General features: G+C 60.4%; 28 protein-coding genes, 1 tRNA gene and 1 pseudogene. 15 read left to right on the top strand and 15 right to left on the bottom strand.

Annotated elements, in window-relative coordinates; all coding sequences use genetic code 11:
• Nucleotides 1–386 precede the first annotated feature (386 nt).
• The 5 genes from LDB26_RS01780 to LDB26_RS01760 form a co-directional block, all read right to left on the bottom strand.
• Nucleotides 387–1,136 (bottom strand): SDR family NAD(P)-dependent oxidoreductase, encoded by a 750-nt coding sequence (locus LDB26_RS01780; RefSeq protein ID WP_062068479.1) that lies wholly within the window; start codon nucleotides 1,134–1,136, stop codon nucleotides 387–389.
• 155 nt (nucleotides 1,137–1,291) lie between these two features.
• Nucleotides 1,292–1,927, bottom strand: a complete 636-nt coding sequence (locus LDB26_RS01775) for a MucR family transcriptional regulator (RefSeq protein ID WP_257540041.1) — start codon at nucleotides 1,925–1,927, stop codon at nucleotides 1,292–1,294.
• A gap of 145 nt (nucleotides 1,928–2,072) precedes the next feature.
• Nucleotides 2,073–2,327, bottom strand: coding sequence for a hypothetical protein (locus tag LDB26_RS01770; RefSeq protein ID WP_062063339.1), 255 nt, complete (start codon nucleotides 2,325–2,327; stop codon nucleotides 2,073–2,075).
• An 8-nt stretch (nucleotides 2,328–2,335) separates the two neighbouring features.
• Nucleotides 2,336–2,611, bottom strand: a complete 276-nt coding sequence (locus LDB26_RS01765) for an HU family DNA-binding protein (protein WP_062063338.1) — start codon at nucleotides 2,609–2,611, stop codon at nucleotides 2,336–2,338.
• A gap of 142 nt (nucleotides 2,612–2,753) precedes the next feature.
• Nucleotides 2,754–3,203 (bottom strand): MarR family winged helix-turn-helix transcriptional regulator, encoded by a 450-nt coding sequence (locus LDB26_RS01760; protein WP_062063336.1) that lies wholly within the window; start codon nucleotides 3,201–3,203, stop codon nucleotides 2,754–2,756.
• A 111-nt stretch (nucleotides 3,204–3,314) separates the two neighbouring features.
• Here LDB26_RS01760 and LDB26_RS01755 point away from each other — a divergent pair, with 111 nt between their 5' ends.
• From LDB26_RS01755 to LDB26_RS01740, 4 genes are all read left to right on the top strand, one after another.
• Nucleotides 3,315–3,857 carry a VOC family protein gene (locus LDB26_RS01755; protein ID WP_257540039.1) on the top strand — a complete coding sequence of 181 codons (543 nt, stop codon included), beginning with the start codon at nucleotides 3,315–3,317 and terminating at the stop codon, nucleotides 3,855–3,857.
• Nucleotides 3,857–5,167 (top strand): fumarylacetoacetase, encoded by a 1,311-nt coding sequence (gene fahA, locus LDB26_RS01750; protein ID WP_257540037.1) that lies wholly within the window; start codon nucleotides 3,857–3,859, stop codon nucleotides 5,165–5,167. Before LDB26_RS01755 ends, fahA begins: the two co-directional genes overlap by 1 nt.
• Nucleotide 5,168: 1 nt before the next feature.
• On the top strand, nucleotides 5,169–5,810 hold the full coding sequence (gene maiA / locus LDB26_RS01745; protein ID WP_062063330.1) for a maleylacetoacetate isomerase: 642 nt from the start codon (nucleotides 5,169–5,171) through the stop codon (nucleotides 5,808–5,810).
• Nucleotides 5,811–5,974: 164 nt separating this feature from the next.
• Nucleotides 5,975–6,322 carry a RidA family protein gene (locus LDB26_RS01740; RefSeq protein WP_062063328.1) on the top strand — a complete coding sequence of 116 codons (348 nt, stop codon included), beginning with the start codon at nucleotides 5,975–5,977 and terminating at the stop codon, nucleotides 6,320–6,322.
• Between the two features lie 173 nt (nucleotides 6,323–6,495).
• Here LDB26_RS01740 and LDB26_RS01735 read toward each other — a convergent pair.
• Nucleotides 6,496–6,569 (bottom strand) — tRNA-Gly (locus tag LDB26_RS01735).
• A 112-nt stretch (nucleotides 6,570–6,681) separates the two neighbouring features.
• On the opposite strand from LDB26_RS01735, the gene LDB26_RS01730 reads away from it, so the two are divergent.
• Nucleotides 6,682–7,599: a LysR family transcriptional regulator gene (locus tag LDB26_RS01730; RefSeq protein ID WP_062063326.1), complete on the top strand. Its 918-nt coding sequence runs from the start codon at nucleotides 6,682–6,684 to the stop codon at nucleotides 7,597–7,599.
• 145 nt (nucleotides 7,600–7,744) lie between these two features.
• Here LDB26_RS01730 and LDB26_RS01725 read toward each other — a convergent pair whose 3' ends face one another.
• Together LDB26_RS01725 and LDB26_RS01720 are read right to left on the bottom strand one after the other, a co-directional pair.
• Nucleotides 7,745–8,248: a glycine zipper 2TM domain-containing protein gene (locus tag LDB26_RS01725; protein WP_062063324.1), complete on the bottom strand. Its 504-nt coding sequence runs from the start codon at nucleotides 8,246–8,248 to the stop codon at nucleotides 7,745–7,747.
• A 275-nt stretch (nucleotides 8,249–8,523) separates the two neighbouring features.
• Nucleotides 8,524–9,579: a ribonucleotide-diphosphate reductase subunit beta gene (locus tag LDB26_RS01720; protein ID WP_062063322.1), complete on the bottom strand. Its 1,056-nt coding sequence runs from the start codon at nucleotides 9,577–9,579 to the stop codon at nucleotides 8,524–8,526.
• Nucleotides 9,580–9,689: 110 nt separating this feature from the next.
• Here LDB26_RS01720 and LDB26_RS01715 point away from each other — a divergent pair, with 110 nt between their 5' ends.
• Nucleotides 9,690–9,941: a DUF2171 domain-containing protein gene (locus tag LDB26_RS01715; RefSeq protein ID WP_257540035.1), complete on the top strand. Its 252-nt coding sequence runs from the start codon at nucleotides 9,690–9,692 to the stop codon at nucleotides 9,939–9,941.
• Between the two features lie 70 nt (nucleotides 9,942–10,011).
• On the opposite strand, the gene LDB26_RS01710 is transcribed toward LDB26_RS01715, so the two are convergent.
• Nucleotides 10,012–11,946 (bottom strand): ribonucleoside-diphosphate reductase subunit alpha, encoded by a 1,935-nt coding sequence (locus LDB26_RS01710; RefSeq protein WP_257540033.1) that lies wholly within the window; start codon nucleotides 11,944–11,946, stop codon nucleotides 10,012–10,014.
• 502 nt (nucleotides 11,947–12,448) lie between these two features.
• On the opposite strand from LDB26_RS01710, the gene LDB26_RS01705 reads away from it, so the two are divergent.
• The 6 genes and pseudogenes from LDB26_RS01705 to LDB26_RS01680 all read left to right on the top strand — a co-directional run bounded on the left by LDB26_RS01705 (nucleotide 12,449) and on the right by LDB26_RS01680 (nucleotide 17,753).
• Nucleotides 12,449–13,096, top strand: coding sequence for a glutathione S-transferase family protein (locus LDB26_RS01705; protein ID WP_257540031.1), 648 nt, complete (start codon nucleotides 12,449–12,451; stop codon nucleotides 13,094–13,096).
• 93 nt (nucleotides 13,097–13,189) lie between these two features.
• The gene (locus LDB26_RS01700) at nucleotides 13,190–14,710 is read left to right on the top strand and encodes a fumarate hydratase (protein WP_257540029.1); all 1,521 of its coding nucleotides are present in this window, start codon (nucleotides 13,190–13,192) and stop codon (nucleotides 14,708–14,710) included.
• A gap of 107 nt (nucleotides 14,711–14,817) precedes the next feature.
• Entirely contained in the window at nucleotides 14,818–15,090 is a 273-nt protein-coding gene (locus LDB26_RS01695; protein WP_257540027.1) for a hypothetical protein, read from the top strand.
• 74 nt (nucleotides 15,091–15,164) lie between these two features.
• Complete coding sequence (locus tag LDB26_RS01690) at nucleotides 15,165–16,082, top strand: DMT family transporter (RefSeq protein WP_257540025.1); 918 nt, start codon at nucleotides 15,165–15,167, stop codon at nucleotides 16,080–16,082.
• Between the two features lie 29 nt (nucleotides 16,083–16,111).
• Nucleotides 16,112–16,459 (top strand): annotated as a pseudogene (locus tag LDB26_RS01685) (chemotaxis protein); the annotation flags it as partial.
• Between the two features lie 76 nt (nucleotides 16,460–16,535).
• The gene (locus LDB26_RS01680; RefSeq protein WP_257540022.1) at nucleotides 16,536–17,753 is read left to right on the top strand and encodes an MBL fold metallo-hydrolase; all 1,218 of its coding nucleotides are present in this window, start codon (nucleotides 16,536–16,538) and stop codon (nucleotides 17,751–17,753) included.
• Nucleotides 17,754–17,857: 104 nt separating this feature from the next.
• Here the strand turns inward: LDB26_RS01680 and LDB26_RS01675 are convergent, their stop codons facing one another.
• The 4 genes from LDB26_RS01675 to LDB26_RS01660 form a co-directional block, all read right to left on the bottom strand.
• A complete protein-coding gene (locus LDB26_RS01675; RefSeq protein ID WP_257540020.1) occupies nucleotides 17,858–18,064 on the bottom strand; it encodes a hypothetical protein in 207 nt (68 codons plus the stop codon).
• A gap of 274 nt (nucleotides 18,065–18,338) precedes the next feature.
• Nucleotides 18,339–18,842 carry a DUF3617 domain-containing protein gene (locus LDB26_RS01670; protein WP_062068473.1) on the bottom strand — a complete coding sequence of 168 codons (504 nt, stop codon included), beginning with the start codon at nucleotides 18,840–18,842 and terminating at the stop codon, nucleotides 18,339–18,341.
• Between the two features lie 81 nt (nucleotides 18,843–18,923).
• Complete coding sequence (locus tag LDB26_RS01665) at nucleotides 18,924–19,205, bottom strand: HNH endonuclease (RefSeq protein ID WP_257540018.1); 282 nt, start codon at nucleotides 19,203–19,205, stop codon at nucleotides 18,924–18,926.
• Nucleotides 19,206–19,229: 24 nt separating this feature from the next.
• On the bottom strand, nucleotides 19,230–19,799 hold the full coding sequence (locus tag LDB26_RS01660; protein ID WP_257540016.1) for a DUF3617 domain-containing protein: 570 nt from the start codon (nucleotides 19,797–19,799) through the stop codon (nucleotides 19,230–19,232).
• 66 nt (nucleotides 19,800–19,865) lie between these two features.
• On the opposite strand from LDB26_RS01660, the gene uvrB reads away from it, so the two are divergent.
• A complete protein-coding gene (uvrB, locus tag LDB26_RS01655) occupies nucleotides 19,866–22,049 on the top strand; it encodes an excinuclease ABC subunit UvrB (RefSeq protein WP_257540014.1) in 2,184 nt (727 codons plus the stop codon).
• A 115-nt stretch (nucleotides 22,050–22,164) separates the two neighbouring features.
• On the opposite strand, the gene LDB26_RS01650 is transcribed toward uvrB, so the two are convergent.
• Nucleotides 22,165–22,401 carry a DUF2061 domain-containing protein gene (locus LDB26_RS01650; protein WP_062063304.1) on the bottom strand — a complete coding sequence of 79 codons (237 nt, stop codon included), beginning with the start codon at nucleotides 22,399–22,401 and terminating at the stop codon, nucleotides 22,165–22,167.
• Between the two features lie 113 nt (nucleotides 22,402–22,514).
• Between LDB26_RS01650 and LDB26_RS01645 the strand changes: the two genes are divergently transcribed.
• Nucleotides 22,515–23,258 carry a DUF72 domain-containing protein gene (locus tag LDB26_RS01645; RefSeq protein WP_257540012.1) on the top strand — a complete coding sequence of 248 codons (744 nt, stop codon included), beginning with the start codon at nucleotides 22,515–22,517 and terminating at the stop codon, nucleotides 23,256–23,258.
• Nucleotides 23,259–23,656: 398 nt separating this feature from the next.
• Here the strand turns inward: LDB26_RS01645 and LDB26_RS01640 are convergent, their stop codons facing one another.
• Nucleotides 23,657–23,842 carry a PspC domain-containing protein gene (locus tag LDB26_RS01640; protein WP_062063300.1) on the bottom strand — a complete coding sequence of 62 codons (186 nt, stop codon included), beginning with the start codon at nucleotides 23,840–23,842 and terminating at the stop codon, nucleotides 23,657–23,659.
• A 358-nt stretch (nucleotides 23,843–24,200) separates the two neighbouring features.
• Here LDB26_RS01640 and LDB26_RS01635 point away from each other — a divergent pair, with 358 nt between their 5' ends.
• Complete coding sequence (locus LDB26_RS01635; protein WP_257540010.1) at nucleotides 24,201–24,587, top strand: gamma-glutamylcyclotransferase; 387 nt, start codon at nucleotides 24,201–24,203, stop codon at nucleotides 24,585–24,587.
• The last annotated feature ends 65 nt before the right edge of the window (nucleotides 24,588–24,652 follow it).

The following is a 24,652-nucleotide window of genomic DNA, read 5'->3' as shown; positions in this document are numbered from 1 at the left end:
GGGATGATATGATGCGCGATACCATGACAAACAGATAGAGAAGCTGCCCCTTTGGGCACTATCCAAATCGTTCGGCTGCGATGATGTGCACATGTAGCGCAAGCCATTTGGGCGATATCTTCGCAGCCCACCATTCACATCATTCCGGTTAGATAATTATCGCCGTGAAAGGATGTATTATGCACGATAAATCTCGTTCAGGCTCTCAGGGTCAATCTTGCTATTCTGCCTCTCTACTTCAAGCAGCCGCCGCTATTTATGGCATTGAGGCGGCGGAACTTGCCGAAGCGGCCAACAAAGCCACCAAGATCAGCAGGAAATACAGAAGCTAGCTCATCATAGCCTGCCCGGAACGGCGCCAATCGGCCCCATTCCGGGTAGGCTTTTCAGCTATCACGCGCGACCTGAAAACCGCCAAAGGACTGGCTGACAGGCATGAGTTCGATAGTGTTGAAATTGAGATGTGCGGGCTGTGTTGCGACCCAAAAAAGCGTTTCGGCTATATCCTCTGCCGTCATGGGTGCGGCACCCTGATACAGACTGTCGGACGCCACCTTGCTTCCAGTACGGATCAGGGTGAATTCGGTTTCCACCATGCCCGGCTCGATGGATGTCACGCGGACGCCCGTACCATGCAGATCGGAGCGAAGGCCCAGGCTGAATTGATGGACAAATGCCTTAGTCCCACCATAGACGTTCCCGCCGGCATAAGGATAGGTCGCGGCGACTGAACTCAGGTTGATGATCCCACCCTTGCGCGCAATGAGGGTTGGCAGCAATTTGTGCGTGATGGTCACCAGTCCCGTCACATTAGTGTCGATCATCTGCCGCCATTGGGCAAGATCGGCGCTTTGGGCTGGCGCGGTTCCCAATGCCAGACCGGCATTGTTGATGAGCAAGTCAATGTCGGCAAAGGCAGGCGGCAAAGTTGCAATGGCATGATCAATCGCGGCATCATCGCGCATGTCGAAGCTAACCGCATGAACCTTGTCCGCCCCAAGCTGCTCCACCAATGCCGCGAGGCGTTCTGCGCGACGGCCTGTGACAATCACCTTCCAGCCTGCATCAACGAAACGCCGCGCCGAAGCGGCTCCGATCCCCGCCGTCGCTCCAGTAATGAATGCGGCTCCCGCCATCTGTCCAAAATCCTCCACCACCTCGCATGACCTCTATCGGAGGCGCGAAGGTTTCATGACGCCGTTCATCGAAGCTCGCCACCGAAAATTTTTGGAGACCCGCAAAATTTGGGGAATGGAGCGACCCGCTTCATTCCCCGCTTCGCGCGTAAAAGCTATTCAGCCTTGCGTTCGATGGATTTTCCAACCGACTTGGCCCTTGGCGTCGTGGCCTTCCTGCCTTTCGCCTTCCTGTCAGCCGATATACTCGCCTTGGGCGCCGTTGCAACCGAAGCGGCGCTGTCAGCGACAGCGGCGCGCGGCTTGCGCGGGGCAGCCTTCCTGGCAGTTGCGGCTTTTGCCTTTTCTTTCGGAGCTTCATTCACCGGAATGTTTTGCACAGTCCCTTCGGACCGCTTCCGGCCCAGACCCACTTCCTTGGCAACCGCCCGTCGACGTTCCGAATAGCTTGGCGCGACCATGGGATAGGTTTTGGGCAAGCCAAATTTTTCCCTATATTCATCGGGGGTCATACCATGGGTCGCAAGATGACGCTTCAATGTCTTATATGGTTTTCCATCAATCATACTAAGAATATGATCGGCGGAAGCGAGACTCTTGCGGACAGAGACAGCGGCGATAGGTGCCTCTTCGACCGGAGCGGGGGCCTCCCTCACCGGCTCATCCAATGCTGCTCGCGTCGAACGGATAAGTTCCACCAAATCTTCTCGGGGAACTATATTGTTGGCAACATAAGCGCTCAGAAGTTGAACCGCCAGCATGTTGAGATCTGGATGAACGCTGTCAGTCATAATATGCCGCCTTCTCTATCGAATCGGATAATGCCATTTATTGGAGTTTTCTTCAGCAGAAGTAAATCAATGCTGTTGATGCATCTATTATCGGGTGTGGCATCTCACCCCAATATGGCTAAAAAAGCACCGGCAAGCGGCGATTTCAATCCGCCTTCTCGATCAATTCCATGAAATTGCGCGCCGCATCGCGATCGGCGAAATCCGCAAACGCCACGTCGATGTCCGGCGCATCCCCAAGCAGGAACAACAGCGACCAAAGAGCGAAACGTCGACTTCGGTCTGTTTCCAGTCCGAAGTCGACGCGCATTTTCTCGACGCCAGCCGCAATGACTTCAGGTGCCAGACCGTCCAGTCCAGTGCTCCCGAAATAACGGTAGAGCTGATCGTCGAAGTTCATTTACCGGATCAGCCGTTCAGCTTGTCCTTCACGGCCTTGGCCGGTGCGAAGGCGAGCTTCTTGGAAGCGGCGATCTGAATGGTGGCGCCGGTCGCAGGATTGCGTCCTTCACGAGCAGGCGTATCCTTCACTTTGAACTTGCCGAAGCCATTGAGCGATACTTCCTCCCCCTTGGCCGCCGCGTCGGCGATCGCGGCGAACACGCCGTCGACAACCTTGCGCGCATCCGCTTTCGACAAGCCATTTGCGGCTGCAATGCTGTCGGCCAGATCGCTGTTATTCATTACGATTCCTTTCATGTGCGATTGATGCCTCCTCCGCATAGCCAGCCGAAAAGCCCCGGTCCATATCTCTACGCAGATCCATGATCTTTCTTGTCCCTGTTATTTCCGTCCGCTGTGCGGCATGCCGACGGGATTCAATCCCTCAGCCGGACAATTCATCGGCCTTGCGCCCCACATGATCCAGAATATCGCATAACCGCGCAAGATCATCGCCGGACAGGGAAGAGAATACATATTGCTCCAGTTCAAGGGCTTTGGGAGCAATCTGGCGATAGAGATCGCGTCCCTCCCCGGTCAGGAAAAGCATATGGGACCGCCCATCGCGAGGATTTGGCGAGCGCTCGATCAATCCCCGTTTCGTCAGGGAAATGGCGGCGCGGCTGACTGTCACCTTGTCCATGACGGTTTTCTGGCCGATCTCATTCTGCGTGGCCTCTTCGCTTTCCGCCAGAACGGCAATCAAACGCCATTCCGGGATGCTTAGCGCGAAAAGCCTGTCATAGGCGCTGGCAATCGCGTTGCTAACGCGATTGGCCGCGACCGACAGGCGATAGGGCAGAAACTGATCGAGCCGCAGCGTCTTTCGGGACATTGCAAACTGGTATCAGTTGACACTATATTTCGCAAAGCGTAAAATAGTGTCAACTGATACCAGTTTGCCGGTCGCAAGGACGGCGGAGCGCGCAGCAGCCAGGAGAGGATCATGCCTCCATTCAGGATCAGCCGCATCCATCATGTCGCTTATCGCTGCCGTGATGCGAAAGAGACGGTGGAATGGTATCAGCGGGTGTTGGGCATGACCTACACCTCGGCCTTTGCCGAGGATCATGTGCCTTCGACCGGAACTTATGACCCCTATATGCATGTGTTCCTGAATTGCGGGGGCGGCAATATACTGGCCTTTTTCGAACTGCCTAATCAGCCCGAAATGGGGCGTGATCCCAATACGCCGGCCTGGGTCCAGCATCTTGCCTTCGAAGTGCCCGACATGGATGCCCTGCACGCCGCCAAGGCGCATATCGAGGGAGAGGGCGTCGAAGTGCTCGGCCCCACCTATCACGGCATTTTCAAATCCATCTATTTCTTCGATCCGAGCGGCCATCGCATCGAACTGGCCTGCAATATCGGGACGCAGGAACAATATGCCGAACTAACGCGCCTCGCGCCATTGATGCTGGAGGAATGGGCACAAACCAAGAAAGCGCCCCGCCATGCGGACTGGCTGCACAAGGAGGATGAGATTTGATGGCCCGGGTCGATTTCACGCACGATCCCGCCGCCCGAAGCTGGGTTGAGAGCGCAAACGGACATAGCGATTTTCCGGTCCAGAATCTCCCCTTGGGATTATTCTCGCCATCATCAGAAAGGCCGCGCGGCGGTGTCGCGATCGGCACGGAAATTCTCGACCTAGGGGCGGTCGCTCCCCTCCTGCCGCAAGACGCAGGCGACGCGGCGCGGCTGGCGGACAGTTCCACCCTCAACAATCTGTTGGCCGCAGGCAATGATGCATTGCGCGCGCTGCGCCATGGCCTGTTCCGTCTGCTGACCGATCCGGCCGCAGAAAAATCCGCTCGTCCAGCGCTTTATCCCGTGGATCAGTGCAAGCTGCACCTGCCCGTTCATATCGGCGACTATACGGATTTTTATACCGGCATCCATCATGCCGTGAACGTTGGGAAGCTGTTCCGGCCCGACAATCCACTGCTACCCAACTATAAATATGTTCCTATCGGCTATCATGGCCGCGCATCCTCCGTTCGACTTTCAGGCGAGGATGTCGTTCGTCCCAATGGGCAGACCATGCCGCCGGGAGCGGAGACGCCCTTGTTCGGCCCTTGCAAAAGGCTGGATCACGAACTGGAAATGGCGATCTGGGTCGGGCGCGGCAATGCGCTGGGCCATCCCATCCCGATTAAGCAGGCGGCGGATCATATGGCCGGGCTTTCCATCCTGAATGACTGGTCGGCGCGGGATATACAGGCATGGGAATATCAGCCGCTCGGCCCCTTCCTCGCCAAGAGTTTTCACAGCAGCGTGTCGCCCTGGATCGTCACCATGGATGCGCTGGGGCCTTATCGCATTGCCCAGCCCGCGCGGCCGGAAAGCGACCCAGCGCCGCTTCCCTATTTGTTCGACTCCGACGACCAGCAGAGCGGAGCATTGAACGTGACGATGGAAGTCTATCTGTCCACTGCGCGGATGCAGGCCGACGGGCAGCCGCTCCATCGCCTCAGCCAAGGTTCGATGACGGCCATGTATTGGACCGTTGCCCAGCTTTTCACCCATCACAGCGTCAATGGCTGCAATCTCTCCACCGGCGACCTGCTGGGCACGGGTACGCTGTCGGGTGCGGCAGACGAGAGCAAGGGCAGCCTGCTCGAACTCACCAGTGGCGGCAAAGTGCCCATCCGCCTGCCCAATGGAGAAAGCCGCACCTTCCTGGAGGATGGAGACGAAATCGTCATCACCGCCTTTGCAGAGGCATCAGGCTTCGTGCGGATCGGCTTTGGCGAATGCCGTGCCCGCATCGCACCGTCCCCACAATGGGAGTTGTGATATGATGGACCTCATATTGCATGGCTATTGGCGGTCTGGAACCAGCTATCGCACGCGCATTGCCCTGAACGTCAAGGGACTGGATTATCGGCAGGTGCCCGTCAATCTGCTGAGCGGCGAACAGCACGCCGCCAATTATCGGGCGCTCAACCCGCAAGGCCTGGTGCCCACACTGGAGGCAGACGGTCGAATATTCATGCAGAGCAGCGCCATCATAGAATGGCTGGAAGAACGCTATCCCGATCCTCCTCTGCTCCCGCGAGAGGCCGATGACCGCGCGATCGTGCGCGCCATGGCGATGACGGTGGCCTGTGATATCCATCCGCTCAACAATGCGCGGGTGCTGAACGCGCTAAGGGACGATCTCGGCGCAGATGGAAATGCGCGAAAGGCATGGACCGGCCGGTGGATCGCGGACGGCTTTGTCGCGCTGGAGGAGATGGTCGTCCGTCATGGCGGCCTCTACGCTTTTGGCGACAGCCTCACCATGGCCGACTGCCATCTCGTCCCTCAGGTTTATTCGGCGGAACGCTTCGCAGTGCCCCTCAAGGCCTATCCCGCCCTGATGGCAGCCGTGAGCCATGCCCGCAAACATCCAGCCATCAAGGCCGCGCATCCCGACCTTGCGCCGGGCCATCCATAAAAGCAGAGCCGTAACCCTGGGCTAGGTATTTCCCGAATCCTGACGCATCGCGAAAAGCGCTGGCGGCACTGGACAGGAAGCGCGTGATTGGACAATGGGCGGCGGATTATCGACACGCCTTTCGCGCGCCATGCGCCAGCGGCAACATCAAGGAGATGTAAGACATGACTATCCAACGGATCGAATGCGGTCCACGCATGAGTCAGGCCGTCGTGCATGGCAACACCGTCCATCTAGCCGGGCAGGTGGGTGCGCCGGGCGAAAGCGTCACCGCGCAGACCACCGCCGTGCTGGCACAGGTGGACCAACTTTTGAAGGAAACCGGCAGTTCCAGGGATCACCTCTTGACCGCGACGATCTGGCTGGCGGACATGGCCGACTTCGCCGAAATGAACGGCGTGTGGGATGCATGGATCGCGGGACACCCCGCGCCCGCCCGCGCCACCGGCGAAGTAAAGCTCGCCGCCCCGGAATATAAGGTGGAAATCATCATCGTCGCAGCCAGGGCCTGACGCTTTTTCGCGGCTTTCGGATATCCGGCCCGAAAGCCGCGACAGCATAGCAGCACGCGGGCAACAGGGTGGCAAAGCAGCACCGTGCACCATCCTCCTGCGGATCGCGAAGATATCGCGACTATGCACACCTGGCTGGCATCGGCGGCCACCTGAACGGGGCAATGTAATACTGGAGCGGGTAGCGGGGATCGAACCCGCATCACAAGCTTGGAAGGCTAGTGCTCTACCATTGAGCTATACCCGCCCGTCAGGAAAAGCGCCCTGCCATCATTTTATGGGCTTCGTCAATATCGCATCGAAGTTCATGGCCAAGTTCCTGCTTAACCCGGGACATGCTTTGCTCTATCACCCGGTTCATGGCCAAGCCTTCCCTGCGCCAACTTGACCTTTTCGCGCAGATGGTGGCGGCGGGCAGCATTGCGCGCTGCGCCAGCGATCTGGGCATCGGCATCGATGAGATCGCGCGCAATATCGCCGCGCTGGAAATGCGGCTTGGCTACAGATTGTTCGACGACCTGCATGGCGCGGCGCGACTGACGCGCGCCGGACATCAGACGGCGCAGGCCATGACATTGCTGGGGCAGCACAATCCGGAACAGGCGATCATGGGGACTGAACCGCCGGCCCAACCGACCTCGCCGTCGCCTGCCGAGGCGACACGCAAGCTGATCACGCTAGGCGCACCGCCGCCTGTCTTCGGGCATTTCCAGGAGGCGCTGGCCGCGTTCGAAGAAGCCAATGACGATGTGGCAATCACGCTGGACCTACATATCCTGCTTGCGGAGCAAGCGCGCGAGGCCTTGGACCGGGGAAAGGTCGACATCGCCTATTTCTATGCGCTGGGGGAACCAGCTGGACTGCACTCACGCTATGGCTGGTCGGAGCCGCTCAGCCTCTATGCGGGCAGCGCGCATCCGCTGGCGCAGCAGGAAATCGTGTCGTTCTGGGAGGTCGAGGCCGCGCCTATGCTAACGATGGAGCCGGGCAACGGGCTGCGCGCGATAACGGAGGATGCCCTGCGGCATGGCGGCATCACGCCGGGGCCACCCGCGCTGGAGTCGGACAATCTGTTCGATATCATGACGGCATTGCGGAAGGGCATGGGCTGGTTCCCGGCCTTCGGCCCTATGGCGCGCGACATGGGACGGATCGACGGGATCAAAAGGCTGGCGCTGGAGGCCCCTCTGCCTGCCATCGAGATACGACAGGCGATCAGCGCCAGCGCAACAGAAACCCCTGCGGTCGAGGCGCTAGCGGATTATCTTTTCATGTGAGGCGCGGCGAAGGGCGGCGGCCATGTCCCCGCCCTTCGCCCTAGCTGGAGCGCGCTGCGTTAAATCGACTGCAGGTCGCGCGCGCTCCTTCTTTGCTGTCGCATCGCTTCAGCGGAAACCGGTCCCCGATTTTCCGCAGGATGCCCTAGCGGCAGTTCAGATTGCCGCGGTCGATTTCCCGACCCAGCAGCGCGCCAGCGCCGCCACCGATCAAGATGCCCGCCGTGTTGGAATAGCCGCGATCCAGCTGGCTACCGAGCAGGCCGCCCAAAGCCGCGCCGACGATCAGGCCCGTGGTGCCATCAGAACGGCGGCAATAATAGCGGTCGTCATAACCGCGATAAATACGCGTGTTGCGCGTCACGCGAATGGGCTGATAGCCGCCGCGATAATAACGATCCGGCCGATAACGCTTGCCATAGCGCGGGTCGGGTCGGTTCCAATCATAATTGTAGACGCTCTTGCCTGGACGCCGCCAGCCTTGGTGGCGACCATTGTCGTGCCGGTTGCCCTTCCAGTTGTCACGGTGTCCCTTATCATGGCTCGACCAGCGCGGCGGATCGGCATGGGCCGGGGTTACGGCCACACCGATCAACGTCATCGCGCCCAGCGAAAAAGCGGCAAGCAGCTGTTTGAAATGCATTTTCATGGGATATCCTTCCCTTCTCAACTCGGTTCTGGCCATAGAACCCGCGCTCAGGGGAAATGTTGCATGAACGGAATAAAACAGATCGTTCAGCCAAGCATCAGGATAATCGGATAATCACTGTGCAGACATCGGGCGGCATCAATCGCGCGAGATCCGGCGAATAACCCTGAGGCGAAGGCCCGTTCCTAGCGGAAACCAGCCACCACCTGGGAAAGTGCAATGCTCGAAAAAGCCAAGGGTGGCTCTGCCATCGGACCGCCCTTGCATTTGCCGTTTTACTCCGCCGCGATGCCCGCCGCCTTGAACATATCCGGGTCGCTTGCCTCGTCGCTGTTGGCGGGGTCGCTGCCCTTGAGCTTCTTGCGGCGGTCGAAGGCGTCCCATACTTCGGTCCACTGGCCGCGGGTCGCGCCCTTCGAATATTCGGTCGCGCGGGTTTCGAAGAAGTTCGCGTGCTCCACGCCGTTGAGCAGCGGGGTCAGCCACGGCAGCGGATGCTCGTCGATCATATAGATGGGCTTCAAACCCAACTGCCCCAGCCGCCAGTCGGCAATGTAACGGACGTAACGCTTGATGTCCTTGGGCGTCATGCCCGGCACCGGCCCCATTTCGAATACCAGGTCGATAAACGCATCCTCGATCCGCACCGTCTTGTGGCACATATCGACGATGTCGTCCTTAACCGAGGGGGTCAGGCAGTCGCGTTCCTTCACGAAGGTATGGAACAGCTTGATGATGCCTTCGCAGTGCAGCGTCTCGTCGCGGACGGACCAAGTGACGATCTGTCCCATGCCCTTCATCTTGTTGAAGCGCGGGAAGTTCATCAGCATCGCGAAGCTCGCGAAAAGCTGCAACCCTTCGGTAAAGCCGCCGAACATAGCCAGTGTGCGGGCAATATCCTCGTCGCTGTCGACCCCAAACTGCTGCAGATAATCGTGTTTGTCCTTCATTTCCTTATATTGCATGAAGGCGCTATATTCGCTTTCGGGCATGCCGATGGTGTCAAGCAGATGGCTGTAGGCGGCGATGTGGACCGTCTCCATATTACTGAACGCGGTCAGCATCATCTTGACTTCGGTCGGCTTGAACACGCGGCCATATTTTTCGTGGTAGCAATCCTGCACTTCCACGTCCGCCTGAGTAAAAAAGCGGAAGATCTGCGTCAGCAGGTTGCGTTCATGGTCGGAAAGCTTCTGCGCCCAGTCGCGGCAATCCTCACCCAGCGGCACTTCCTCCGGCAACCAATGCAGCTGCTGCTGGCGCTTCCAGAACTCATAGGCCCAGGGATATTCGAAGGGCTTGTAGACCTTGCTGGCTTGAAGAAGAGGCATGGCTGTTATCCTTGGGCCTTAAAGAGCGAACTGTGGGACGGGCGGCGGGCAGAGCCTGCGACCGGATGGCGTTTCATGCGTTGGGACCGGACCAACCAAGGAGAATGGCGATGACCGATCTGTCCCAAATAAAGGAACATATGAATATCGTCGGCGCGGACGGCGTGCATCTGGGCACCGTCGATCATGTCGACGGCAACCGGATCAAGCTGACCAAGGCCGATAGCCCGCAGGGGCCGGACGGCAAAGGGGCGAAGCATCATTATTTCGACGGTGGGCTGATTGCCGAGGTCGAAGGCGACACCGTGCGCCTGTCCGCGACGGCGGCCAATGCGGCGGACCTGTTCGAAACGACGGAATAGACGCTTGCCATGAAGGGACAGCTCCCTCTCCCCACCCTCTTCCCAAGAGAAGAGGGCTGCGGGATGCGTCTTACTGGCAGGCAAGGCACTCGTCATAGTCAGTGCTCCCGCCGGCCAGTTCGAATTTCGGCGCGTCGATGGTGTTGTCCGCTTCCACCCCACCCGCGAAACCGGCGCGCTGCACGGATTTGGAACGGAGATAATAAAGCGACTTGATGCCCAGTTCCCACGCGCGGAAATGGAGCATCAGCAGATCCCACTTTTCCACATCGGCCGGGATAAACAGGTTCAGCGACTGCGCCTGATCGATATAGGGCGTGCGGTCGGCGGCGAGTTCGAGCAGCCAGCGCTGGTCGATCTCGAAGCTGGTCTTGAACGTGTCCTTTTCCTCCTGGGAGAGGAAGTCGAGATGCTGAACCGATCCGCCGCGTTCGAGGATCGTGTTCCAGACATTCGTGCTGTCCTTCGATTTCTCCTGCAATATCTTTTCCAGATACGGGTTCTTGACCACGAAGCTGCCGGACAGCGTCTTGTGGGTGTAGATGTTCGCTGGGATCGGCTCGATGCAGGCCGACGTGCCGCCGCAGATGATGCTGATCGACGCGGTGGGCGCGATCGCCATCTTGCAGGAGAAGCGCTCCATCACGCCCATGTCGGCGGCATCCGGGCACGGACCGCGCTCGACCGCGAGTTGCATCGAGGCTTCGTTCACCTTCTCGTTGATATGCTTGAAGATGCGAAGGTTCCATGACTTCGCCATCGCGCCTTCGAAGGGCAGATTGCGCGCCTGCAGGAAGCTGTGGAAGCCCATGACACCCAGCCCCACCGAACGTTCGCGCGACGCACTATATTTGGCGCGGGCCATCTCGTCCGGCGCACGGTCGATATAGTCCTGCAGCACATTGTCGAGGAAGCGCATGACATCCTCGATAAATTGTCTGTCTTCCTTCCACTCATCCCATGTTTCGAGATTGAGGGAAGAAAGACAGCAGACCGCCGTGCGGTCATTGCCGAGATGGTCGCGACCCGTCGGCAAGGTGATTTCCGAACACAGGTTGGAGGTGGAGACCTTGAGGCCCAGATCGCGATGATGCTTGGGCATCGTCCCGTTCACCGTGTCGGAAAAGACGATATAGGGTTCGCCGGTCGCAAGGCGGGTTTCGACCAGCTTCTGGAACAGGGCGCGAGCGTCCACCTTGCCCCGGACCGAGCCGTCCTTGGGCGATTTGAGATTGAATTCCGCGCCGTCGCGCACCGCTTCCATGAACTCGTCGGTCAGCAGCACGCCATGATGGAGGTTGAGCGCCTTGCGGTTGAAGTCGCCGCTGGGCTTGCGGATTTCGAGGAACTCCTCGATCTCAGGATGGGAAACGTCGAGATAGCAGGCTGCGGACCCACGGCGCAGCGAACCCTGCGAAATGGCGAGCGTCAAGCTGTCCATCACCCGGACGAAGGGGATGATGCCGCTGGTCTTGCCGTTGAGGCCGACCGGCTCGCCGATGCCGCGCACGCTGCCCCAATAGGTGCCGATGCCGCCGCCCCGCGAGGCCAGCCAGACATTCTCGTTCCAGGTGTTGACGATGCCTTCCAGGCTGTCGTCCACTGAATTGAGGTAGCAACTGATGGGCAGGCCGCGTCCGGTGCCGCCGTTCGACAGCACGGGCGTCGCGGGCATGAACCACAGGCGCGAGATATAGTCATAGACGCGTTGGGCATGGTCCTGGTCGTCGGCATAGGCGGCCGCGACACGGGCGAAGAGATCCTGATAGCTTTCGTCGGGCAGCAGATAGCGGTCCTTGAGCGTATCCTTGCCGAATTCGGTCAGCAGCGCGTCTCGCGACGGATCGGTCACAACATCGAAGCGCCGGTCCAATATCTTGGACGATGAAATCGCCTCCTTCGCCGGAACGGGCTTGGGCGCCTGCTCCACCGCTTGCGTTTCCACCAAATCTTCCATCACGGTTGCCACGTCGCCAATACCTTGTGCGCTATCTCGAAAATCCATGCGAGCCCCCGAATGCTCCTGTTCCGTTCGATTCGGTCAAGCTAAAACCCGGCAGACCGGGGAGCATAGCATGATCCAAACCGCGCCGGGACGGAAATGGGCCCAATCGACCGGATCGCAAGGGCAAAAACGCCCCCGCGCTGGAAACCCGTCCAGCGAAGCAATCACAATCTATTGGGTGCCCCCAGTTATCCCGATACAAGGGATAGTGCCACACCCTCCGCCACGCGCAAGAGGGTAAATGACAGGTTGAAGACTCGGTTCACCGCTGCCTTGAGTCGGCTCACCGTACATTCGAGGCGCTTCATCGGCGCGACGCACGGACTTCCCTCGGGTCCAAAAAAGGCAAGAGGGTTCATGCATCTGCAAAAATAAATTTGGCTTGCCACGAAAATGTGCGTGTCAGGAAAATAGTCTCTCTCAACGGCTTGGATCGGCCAAGCGCCAGATTGTGATAATAAGAGACCGCTGGAGAGGTCGCCAAGGTTGGAAAGGCTGTCCCATGATTCTCTATTACCACCCCTTGTCCTCCTATTGCTGGAAGGTGCTGATCCCGCTTTACGAGAATGCGACCCCCTTCACGCCGCGCCTGCTGGGCGAATCCGAAGCGGCTGCGGAAGAGTGGATGGCGCTCTGGCCGATCGGCCGCTTTCCGGTGCTACATGACAAGGCGCGGGCCCGTACCGTGGCCGAAGCCAGCATCATCATTGAATATCTGGACCACCATGCGCCCGGTCCCTTCCGCGCGATTCCGGGAGATGCCAACGCAGCGCTGGAGGTCAGGCTGATGGATCGGCTGTTCGACAATTATGTGATGGGGCCGATGCAGGCCATCGTCGCCGACCGCCTCCGCCCGGAAGACGCGCGCGACCCGCAGGGCGTCGCCCAGTCCCGCCAGATGCTGCTCAAGGCCTATGCGCTGCTGGAGGAACGGATGACGGGCCAGTCATGGGCGGCGGGCGATGATTTCACCCTCGCGGATTGCGCGGCCGCCCCCGCCCTCTTTTATGCGGACAGGGTGGAGCCGATGCGGCGAAACTTCCCTATCCTCGCTGCCTATCTCGACCGGCTGGAGGCGCGGGAAAGCTTTGCCCGCGTGCTGGCGGAGAAGGAGCCTTATTGGGCCATGTTCCCCTACGCCAACGGATAGCCGCTCTATCTGGACTCAGCACGCCAAAGTCCTATAGCCGCCCTGCGAATGCATCCGCCGTGCAAGGGCGGGGCGTCAGAAGGGACATGGGTAATGACTGTCATCAAGACCGCCGATCTGATCGAGAGCGTCGCGGACGCGCTCCAGTTCATCAGCTATTATCATCCGATGGATTACATCCGCGCGCTGGGCAAAGCCTATGACGCCGAAGCCAATCCGGCGGCCAAGGACGCCATCGCCCAGATCCTGACCAACAGCCGCATGTGCGCCGAAGGGCACCGCCCGATCTGCCAGGACACCGGCATCGTCAACGTCTTCGTCAAATGGGGCATGGACTGCCGCCTCGACGACAATAGCCGCTCCATGCAGGAGGTCGTCGATGAAGGTGTGCGCCGCGCTTATCTCAACCCTGAAAACCGCCTGCGCGCCTCGATCCTGCGCGATCCGGCGTTCAGCCGCCAGAACTCGAAGGACAACACGCCCTGCGTCCTCAACGTCGAGATGGTGCCGGGGAACAAGGTGACGGTGGATGTCGCGGCCAAGGGCGGCGGCAGCGAGAACAAGACCAAGTTCAAGATGATGAACCCCAGCGACAATATCGTCGACTGGGTGCTGGAGATGATCCCGCAGATGGGCGCGGGCTGGTGCCCGCCGGGGATGCTGGGCATCGGCATCGGCGGCACGGCGGAAAAGGCCGTCGCGCTCGCCAAGGAAAGCCTGATGGAGCCGATCGACATGGGCGAGTTGAAAGCTCGTGGCCCGCAGAACGACATCGAGCGGATGCGGATCGAGATTTTCGACAAGGTGAACGCGCTCGGGATCGGCGCGCAAGGGCTGGGCGGCTTGTCCACCATCCTCGATGTGAAGATCTACGACTATCCCTGCCATGCGGCGGGCAAGCCCGTGGCGATGATCCCCAATTGCGCCGCCACCCGTCACGCCCATTTCACGCTGGACGGCTCCGGCCCCGCCTATCTGGAGGCGCCCAAGATTTCCGAATGGCCGCAGGTCGACTGGAAGCCCAGCAAGGAAGCGATCCGCGTCGACCTCGACACGCTGACGCCGGAAGTCGTGCAAAGCTGGAAGCATGGCGACCGCCTGCTCCTCAATGGCAAGATGCTGACCGGCCGCGACGCCGCGCACAAGCGGATCAAGGACATGCTGGCGAAGGGCGAACAACTGCCCGTCGATTTCAAGGGCCGTGTCATCTATTATGTCGGCCCGGTCGATCCGGTGCGCGACGAAGTGGTGGGTCCCGCCGGTCCCACCACCGCGACCCGCATGGACAGCTTCATGGACATGATGCTGGAGCAGGGCCTGCTCGGCTGCGTCGGCAAGGCGGAGCGCGGCCCGGCGGCGACCGACAGCATCGCGAAGCACAAGAGCGCCTATCTGATGGCGGTCGGCGGCGCGGCTTACCTTGTCGCGCGCGCGATCAAGGGCGCGAAGGTCGTGGGCTTCGAGGATCTGGGCATGGAAGCGATCTACGAATTCGAGGTGCAGGACATGCCCGTCACCGTCGCGGTCGATAGCGAGGGGCAGAATGTCCATCGCCTCGCCCCACTGGTGTGGCAGGAGAAAATCCGCAAGGAACGTCTGCTCGAAGGCGTGTGAACTTCCCGCAGGACAAATCCTCCTGATCGAAATCAAGGTGGCGGCAATGGGCGGAACCCTGTGGCCGCCGCCGCATTGTTTCCGGCATCTTGCGCCGGAGTTTCTTCATGTCCTTTATTCAGCTCAATCCACCGCTTCCCATCGATATCCAAGACAAGGGAAAAGGTTATGCCTTCGCGGTCATCGACTATGGACCAGAACATAATCTGATCTGGGTTACGGGTCTCAACGACAGCGGCGAGATATGGTGCGCGCCCAATCCGCTGGTGCGGCTCCAGACAAACTGGACCATGGGTCGCCTTCCGCTGGCGGATGCCCCCGCGCCTCCCATCGGCTGGCATCATGGCGGAGCCTCGGCGAACGGCGTCAAGCCAAGCTGAACGCTTCCCCAGACGGCGTGCAAAGCAGAGCAAGCTAAAGGTGACGCCCCGCGCTTTTCGGCTATAGGCCGGGCATGATTTCTTCTCCCATCTGGTTGCCCGCCACGTTGATGGCAGGCGGAATGCAGGCATGGCGGACCGCTGTGCAACGCCGAGTCGGCAAAAGCCTGTCGATCAACGGTGCGGGGCTGGTCCGCTATCTTTACGGCCTTCCCTTCGCACTGTTGATGCTGGCGGCTTACCGGCTGACTTTTCCAGCGCCATTTCCTTCTGTCGGTGGGCTATTCCTGCTTTTCTGCCTTGCGGGCGGGTTGGCACAGATCATCGCCACCAACCTGTTGCTGATGGCCTTTCATCACCGCAATTTCGTGGTCGGCACTGCCTATTCGAAAACGGAGGCGGTGCAGAGCGCCATCCTCTCCTTCCTGTTGATGGGCGAAAGGCTGAGCGCGCCCAGCCTCTGCGGCATCGGTTGCGGCGTCGGGGGCATCATGTTGTTATCCACGGGCGGACGGCGCATGGGTCCGCTGGATTTCCTGAAGGCCCTGGGCCAGCCCGCCGCGCTCTATGGCATAGCATCCGGCTTTTTCTTCGCCCTGACCGCCATCGGCATCCGCCGCGCCGCGCAGGAAGTGGGCGGCAGCGACCCAATCCATGCCGCGCTCATCGTTCTAGCGGTGACGGTGGCGCTTCAGACGGTGATGCAGGGCGGTTATCTGCTGCTGCGTGAATCGGGCGAAATGCGGCGGGTGCTGGCGAGTTGGCGGGTCTCGGGACAGGTCGGATTTCTGTCTGCGGCCGGATCGGCCTGCTGGTTCACCGGCTTCGCCACCGCACCGGTGGCGCTGGTCCGCATCGTCGGGCAAGTCGAAGTCGCCTTCACGCTCGTCTTCGGGCATTTCTACCTTGGCGAACGCATGAAACGCAGCGAGGCGGTGGGCCTCATGCTAGTGGCGCTGGGCGTCATCCTGGCGTTGGCCGGCGCTCTCTGACTCCATTGGTCGCGCACCTAACCTTTCATTTACCCGCGGCCCGCGAGCAGCAGGAAAAGGCGCGCGGCTTAAAAGGGTTCTTTGGCATGACCTTCACCGATCGCAACGCCTTTGGCGCGGTGGCCATGCCTGAACGCGCCCAGCCGCAGCGGCCGGGGCAGGACAAGTGGAACCTTGAACATTCGCGTCAGGGCGTGATCTTCGATTTCCCCGACACCCGCGAGCAAAGCAAAATCACCCAGCCCTTCTATATCAAGGCCTATCGCCGCCTGACGGCCGATATGGAGGTCGTGCTGCTCAAACAGGTGATTGCTTCCATCCATGTGAATGGGCGGCATTGGGGCATATTGCAGCTTGCCTATGAGAACCCCTGCTGAGCGGCATTGACGCCATGCCCCTTGCCGCGCCGCCAATCCGCGTTATGTCGCTGATGGCAAAAGGTTCGGAGAGCGCATGGGTCGCCTGTTCAGGAAAATCGCCGGTGTCGTGGGCATCGCATCGCTGTTTGCGGTCATCGCCCTATGCCTGGCGGTCACCGTCATCCCGCCTTTCCTTGACCGCATCTATTATCAAGGCCCTGCCAGCCGCCATTTCGACGGCGCACACTTCTTCAATCCCGATGGCACGGACGATTTCATCTCACGCGGCCCCAATATGCACAATGCCATCGCCCGCTATCTGCTGGGGCGGGACGACCGGCCCGAATGGCCGGACGCGATAGCGGTAAGACCGGCGCGCCCCGCGCCCTTCGCCGCTCCGCGCGGCATGACGGCGACATGGGTGGGTCATGCGACGGTGCTGGTGCAGGCGGCCGGCATCAACATCCTGACCGATCCGATCTGGTCGGATCGTGCCGGGCCGTTCAATCTGGTCGGGCCAAAGCGCGTCGCACAGCCGGGCGTCCGCTTCGACGACCTGCCAAAGATCGACCTGATCGTCATCAGCCACAATCATTACGATCATCTCGACATCCCCACCCTTAAAAAGCTCTGGGAACGCGACCGGCCCAGGATCGTCACCGGCCTTGGCAATGACACGATCCTGAAAGCGTCCGGCATTCCCGCCACCGCGCTGGATTGGGGCCAGTCAATCAGCGGCGCGGCACTGGGCGGTCTTGGTGCCGATACGGTGATCCAGTGCGAAAATTATGAGCATTGCCCCGATTACCGCGTCCATGTGATGCGAAACCATCACTGGAGTTCGCGCTGGGCCACGGACCGGAACCGCGCGCTATGGTCCAGCTTCGTGATCGAAACGCGGGCCGGGAACATCTTCTTTGCGGGCGATACCGGTGCGGGCGATATGGCCTGGCCAGCCGAAGCCGCGCGACTGGGTCCGGTCCGCCTCGCCATCCTCCCCATCGGCGCCTTCCGCTTTCAGAAAGGGCAGATGGCTTCGGGCACGCATATCGGCCCGGAACAGGCCGTGCAGATCTTTGAGCGGCTGGGGGCATCGACTGCGATCCCCGTCCATTGGGGCACGTTCCGCCTGTCTTATGAGAAATGGGACACCCCGCCCCGGATGCTGGAAATGTTCCTGCAATGCGAGGGGATAGAGCGCAAGCGCTTCGCGCCACTCAGGATCGGCCAGTCGATTCTGGTGCCCAATTATGCGCCTGTCCCGCGAGGGCCAAAACGCTGCGACCGACGGGCCATCGCGGCACTGGAATAGACCGCGCAATCAGGACGGCGGGCAAACCCCCATCATGGCGCGATAATTGTCCACCGTCACTGCGGCGAGATATTCGGCCTGCATCTCCGCGGTCAGCAGTTCGATCATCTGACGCCTTCAATCCATAGCTCGCTGACGCCGAAGCCGCCGTCACGCTTACGATATTTTGCGGGCCAGCCTTCTCGCCTGGCAATCGCCATCACATCATCCTGGCTGAGGCGCGTGGCGATGGCGGCATGGGTGGCGGCAAATCCGGTTTCACCGGCGCGCTCGCCCTCGCCGTCGGCACCGCCCTCCGCCTCATACAGCATGATGCCTAGGGATAGACCTCCATCGCGGTGCCATGTTCGTCATTGGCGAGCGTGATCCAGCTTCCCTCAGCAACCGGCGGAAAGGGAAAGGCGGCACCATCTCAAAATTGCGCGATGACCTCCGCCAGATGGCGCGGATCGTGCGCTGCGATCGAAAGATGAAACAGCGTGGCCGATTCCCTTTTCCATGGAATGATGCCGTGCACGATTGCGGATTGGAGATTCCGGCCCGGAGCTGCCGGGCCGCCATGCCCGGCAGACCGTCCAGGCAAGTTCAGGCCTTGGGGCAGTCGCCGACGCGCTTGCCGCTCAAATCATGCGTTGTCCGCAATGTGGGCTGGCCGCCCACCGTCTTCGTCATCGTCGTGCCCAGCGTCAGCGTATCAGCTGTGTAATTGCCTTCCACCGTGATTTCCGATGTGCCGCTTCCCGACTTGCAGGACAGGGTCGCGATAAGCCTCCCCTTGCGGACCAGCTTGTCCTTGTAAGTGCAATCCTTGCCTTCCGTGCCTGCCAAGGCATCGGCATTGGGCACTCCGGCGGCATCGACCACGATGCACGTCTTGTCTTCGCTCACTTCCTTGAGCGCGGCCTGATATTCGGCGGGCGTCACCGTAGGCGTGTTATAACCGGTGGTCTTGCGGGTCAGCGCCCATTCGCCCGCCTGCATCAGAATCGGCACTTCTTCTGCTTCGGGTTCGGGCGCGGAACTGCTGCCGCACCCTGTCAGGCCAAGAGTCATCACAAGCGGCATCGCCGCCAGAACAGTGTATCGCATCATCTCTCCCCTGTTCTCTTACGGAACAGAGGGCAGGCTCACCCCTCTGGCAGTAAAGTGCAAGCGAAAACGCGATCCTGTTCAATGCCTTCGGCGGGTGGGCGCATGGAAATCCGGCGGCTTGTCCGCAATCCAGTCGAGGAAGCGGGTCATGGCAGGATGCGCGCGCAGGCGGTCGGCATCCCGATAAACGCGCACCAGTTCGGCATTGGTGGCGACGGCATGAATGGTCCGGTGGCAAATCGGATGCAGCGGGACCACATCCCGCCCGCCCCTGCTTTTAGGCAGCGGATGATGCCATTCCACCCGCCGCCCAAGCGAACGACCACACAGCCAGCAACACGCCGCCCGCGCTTCATCCATGCCGGTGCAGGCGCGAGGAGGCGGTCAGGAACAGGTGGCTCCGACCCACTTTCCGGTCGTCCGCGCCTTCATCGCCATGGTCATACCCTGGGGGCCGCCCTCCATCTTCATGTTCATCTGCATCTCATAGTTTTCCGGCGCATAATTGCCCGTCATCACCGCACTCATCGTACCATTCTCCCCCTTGCACGATACCTGCCCCTTCACCGCGCCACCACGCGCGTCGAAGCCGCTATAGGTGCAATCCTTGTTCTCCTGACCGGAGAACATCTTGCCGCTGGGATTGGCGGCCTCTTCGGGCGTGACGCAATATTTGATCGAGGGCTGCGTCATCATCTGCTTCATCCGGTCCTTCATCTGCGGCGATGCGCCGGGCATGTTCGACAGGTCGATATCCTCCAGCGTGAAGCTGCCTTCCCACTGGCCAGGCTTAAGCTGCACCTTGTCGACCTGCGCCTTCACCTCTCCCCGGCTCATGCCGTCGGTCGCGGCAATGTCTCCCGCGCCTTCCGCTTTCTCCCCCGCCTTCTCGCCACAGGCAGCGAGCAACAGGGTGACGGAGGCAAGGGCGGCGGTCACGGCGGCTTTGTTCATGGCATGGGTTCCCTGTTTGATCTTGGCGGTTGCGACCCGTCCTTGGGAGGACCATATCAAGCAGCGATGACAATTCAAATCCGCACATCCCTCGCAGAACCGGAGACAGGCGAAGACTTCGTCCCCCACCGCCCCGCGCGCCCGGAAAAAAGCGAAGGCGGCAAACCCTTCAAACTCGTGTCCGACTATGAGCCGTCGGGCGACCAACCGACCGCCATCGCCGAACTGGTCGCCGCCGCGCACGAAGGGGAACGCGATCAGGTGCTGCTGGGCGTCACCGGCTCCGGCAAGACTTTCACCATGGCCAAGGTGATCGAGGCACTGCAGCGCCCGGCTTTGGTGCTGGCCCCCAACAAGATCCTCGCCGCCCAGCTTTATGGCGAGTTTAAGAGCTTCTTTCCGGAGAACGCCGTCGAATATTTCGTCAGCTATTACGACTATTACCAGCCCGAAGCCTATGTCGCCCGGTCGGACACCTATATCGAGAAGGAAAGCTCGGTAAACGAGAGCATCGACCGGATGCGCCATTCGGCCACCCGCGCGCTGCTGGAGCGGGACGACGTCATCATCGTCGCGTCCGTCTCCTGCCTTTACGGCATCGGCTCGGTCGAAACCTATTCCGCCATGACCTTCGCGATGAAGAAAGGCGGGATCGAGGACCAGCGGGAGATCATCCGCAAGCTCGTCGCGTTGCAATATAAGCGCAACGACGCCGCCTTCGCGCGCGGGAATTTTCGGGTGAAGGGCGACAATCTGGAAATCTTTCCCTCGCACTATGAGGATACGGCCTGGCGCATCAGCTTCTTCGGCAATGAGATCGAGGAGATCGTCGAGTTCGATCCGCTGACCGGCAAGAAGGTCGCGTCGCTGGACTATGTGAAGGTCTTTCCCAACAGCCACCACGTCACGCCCGGCCCGACGCTCAAGCAGGCGATGGAGGCGATCCGACATGAACTGGCCGAGCGGCTCAAGGAATTGCAGGCGGAGGGCAAGCTGCTGGAGGCGCAGCGGCTGGAGCAGCGCACCAATTTCGACCTGGAGATGATCGCGGCCACCGGCTCCTGCGCGGGGATCGAGAATTATTCGCGCTTCCTTACCGGCCGCCTGCCTGGGGAACCGCCGCCGACCCTGTTCGAATATCTGCCGGAAAACGCGCTGCTGTTCGTGGACGAAAGCCACCAGACCGTGCCGCAGATCGGCGCGATGTCGCGGGGCGACCACCGACGCAAGATCACGCTCGCCGAATATGGCTTCCGCCTGCCGAGCTGCATCGACAACCGCCCGCTGCGCTTCAACGAATGGGACGCGATGCGCCCGCAGACCGTCAGCGTCTCCGCTACCCCCGGTCCGTGGGAAATGGAGCAGACCGGCGGCGTGTTCTCCGAACAGGTGATCCGCCCTACCGGCCTCATCGACCCGCCGGTCGAGATCAAGCCAGTGGAGGATCAGGTGGACGACCTGATCCACGAAGCGCGGGAAACGGCGAAGAAGGGATACCGCACCCTCGTCACCACGCTCACCAAGCGCATGGCCGAAGACCTTACGGAGTTCATGCATGAGGCGGGCATCAAGGTCCGCTACATGCACAGCGACGTCGAAACGCTGGAGCGTATCGAGCTGATCCGCGACCTCAGGCTCGGCGTCTATGACGTGCTGGTTGGCATCAACCTGTTGCGCGAGGGATTGGACATTCCCGAATGTGGGCTCGTCGCGATCCTCGACGCGGACAAGGAAGGCTTCCTGCGTTCCGAAACATCGCTGATCCAGACCATCGGCCGCGCGGCGCGCAATGTGGACGGGCGCGTCATCCTCTATGCCGACCGAATCACCGGCTCCATGGAGCGGGCGCTCAATGAAACGTCCCGCCGCCGCGAGAAGCAGCAGGCCTATAATGTCGAGCATGGCATCACGCCGACCACGATCAAGCGTCACATCGGCGACATCATCGCCCATGTCGCGAGCAAGGATCAGGTCACGATCGACACGGGGATCGACGATCGCCCGCACCTGGTCGGCCACAACCTGCGCGCCTATATCGAGGATCTGGAAAAGAAGATGCGCGCCGCCGCCGCCGATCTGGAGTTCGAGGAAGCCGGCCGCATCCGCGACGAGATCCGCAAGCTGGAGGCCGAGGAACTGGGCCTGCCCGCCGAGCAGCAGGTCGCCGCCCCCAGAGGCCGCGCGAACGAAGGCAAGCCGGGAACGCGGAAACTACGCTACGGCAGGACGCAGCGGAAGTTCGGACGATAGGACCGTTGAGTGGAATGGCAGTTATAGGTGGATTGCGGACTGTGCGCTTCTTCATTCTCCGTTGCGGGCTATGTCCGCTCACGGTCGAAACCCGCCTGGCCCCGCCCTGCCACCATCACGCGAAGCTCGCCCGTCCGCGCATCCATTCGCGCCCAGCCCCGCGCGGCGGGCGGGCCATGATCCGTTTCCACGCGCGTTCGTGGAAGAAGAACGCGACGGCATTCACCATCGGCTCGATCAGTGCGATGCCGCCCGCCAAGGCGGCCGATCCGGTCAGCACATAAGCCACGGAAAAGCCGATGGTCAGGTGAATGGACAAATAGGTGGCGGTCTTGATGAGGTCGAGCGGCATGGCGAAATCTCCTGCCGCAACAGTTAAGAATCAATCGCAATAAAGACCAACATCTTTTCCCGCTGGCTCTGATCGCTTCGACCGATCAATATGCCGCGCAGGAGGAATGAGTCATGCGCGGACGGATCAGGGTCGGGATCGGTGGCTGGAACTTTGAACCATGGCGCGGTGCCTTCTATCCTGCCGGGCTACGGCAAAAGGACGAACTGGCCTATGTTGGACAGCATCTGACCGCAACCGAGATCAACGCAACCTATTACAGCACGCAGAAGCCCGCGACCTTCGCGAACTGGGCCAAGTCGGTGCCAGATGGCTTCCATTTCGCGGTCAAAGCGTCGCGTTTCTGCACCAATCGGCGCGTATTGGCAGAGGCAGGCGAATCCGTCGCGAAGTTCGTGAACCAGGGATTGGTCGAACTAGGCGACCGGCTGGGCCCGATACTCTGGCAGTTCATGCCGACCAAGACATTCGATCCGGGTGATTTCAGCGCCTTCCTGAAACTGCTCCCGGCGAGCGTCGAAGGCGTCCCGCTGCATCATGCGCTGGAAGTGCGGCATGAAAGCTTCGGCGATCCCGCCTTTCTGGCTATGGCGCGGGATGCGGGCGCGGCGGTCGTGCTGTCCGATCACCCGGAATATCCCGCGATCCATGGCCATGATGTCGACTTTTCCTATGTGCGCCTGATGCGGAGCCGGGAGGAGGAAGTGACCGGCTATAGCGTGGCGGAAATAGCGCGATGGGCCGATATCCTGCGCGAAAGAGCACGGGGCGGCGACGTGTTCGCCTTCTTCATCAGCGGCGCTAAAGCAAGGAATCCGGCGGCTGCAATGGCCATGATCGCGCATTTGGACAGCTAGATGAGGAAATAGCGTTCCTCCCTCTCCTTTTCGGCGAACCAGCATCCTGTCACTCTCGCGCAACAGGCTGTTGCATTTGCTGCAACTGCGAAGGCGCGCTTTGCGATTGTTGCAGCGCAATGACACGCGCATAGCGGTGACATCAGCCCACAGGGCGATCAATGAACCTGTTGATGGAGTTAAATATGCGTCACGCTTTTCAGGGCGTCGTGCTGGTAGTTGCGGTCAGTGCACAGGTGCTGACCTTCTATTCGGTGCTTTTTGCCTGAGTTCTTCTGCGCTTTTCCCTCTCCCGATTATCGTCGGGACTCAAAAGGCCGCCCCGGGTATCAGCCAAGGGCGGCTCTTTTATTATCTGCTGTTTTACCCAGTCCAGACGATAGTGCGGAACTGACCCGTCAGCCTTCCGCCATCCAGCCTGCAAGCAGATAGGCAACGACGCCCACCGGCCCAAGCGCACAGAGTGTCAGCAGCAGCACAGCGACGCGGATCAGCGTTACATCCATGCCGGTGCGGTTGGAAAGACCCGCGCACACGCCCATGATCTTTCCGTTGCGGCGGTCGAGAGTGAAGCTGTTGTTCATGATTCTGGCCTTCTGATGCAAATATTCTGGTCTATGCGGAACAGTTCGGTGCTGGTTCAGGCGATCGAAACGACTGGACCTACAGCCGCGCCAACAAAGATGCTGGCGAACAGCAAAGCTCCAGCGAGGGCAAAAGCGACGTTCTGAATCTTGGCGATGGACATGTTAATGACTCCCTTGACTTGTGGCGGCCGAACCATCCGGCCTTGATGCCCACTTGATTGCAGGAGCCGTGCCATTTGCCTTTTTCAGCGGAAATGCAGGGTTTCGGACATGCTTTCAGCGAAAGTGCAACGTGTAAAATTCCGTAAATTAGAATAATTCACCGTTTATCGGGATAATTTTCAAGAAGGATGCCATGCCTGCACAACTTCTCTTCGTCTATGGAACATTGCGCCCGGCTTTTGGCAGGCCGATGGCGCTCTGGTTCGGCACGGTCGCGCGGCACAAGGGAAAAGGAAGCGCGAAAGGAGCGCTCTATCGCATTGCCGATTATCCGGGCTTCGTTCCCGGACCGAATGACGTGGTGGCAGGCGATGTGTTCGGACTGCCCGATCCCACGCCGGTCCTTGCGAAACTGGACATCTATGAGGAATGTTCGCCGGACTTCCCGCCACCCCATGAATATCGCCGCGAAATGCTGGCGGTGGATATGCCGGACGGGCCGGTGCAGGCCTGGGTTTATGTCTATGCTCGCCCGACCGACGGGCTGGAGCGCCTGGGAAACGGCGACCTGTCCGCCTGACATGCTTGCGCCGGGACGCTCCCTCGCTAGTCTGCGATCCGGGGCGGGAACAGAGGAGAGCATGC

Source organism: Sphingobium sp. CFD-1, assembly GCF_024611115.1.
Classification (GTDB): Bacteria; Pseudomonadota; Alphaproteobacteria; order Sphingomonadales; family Sphingomonadaceae; genus Sphingobium; species Sphingobium baderi_A.
This window is presented reverse-complemented; position numbering and strand designations above follow the sequence as displayed.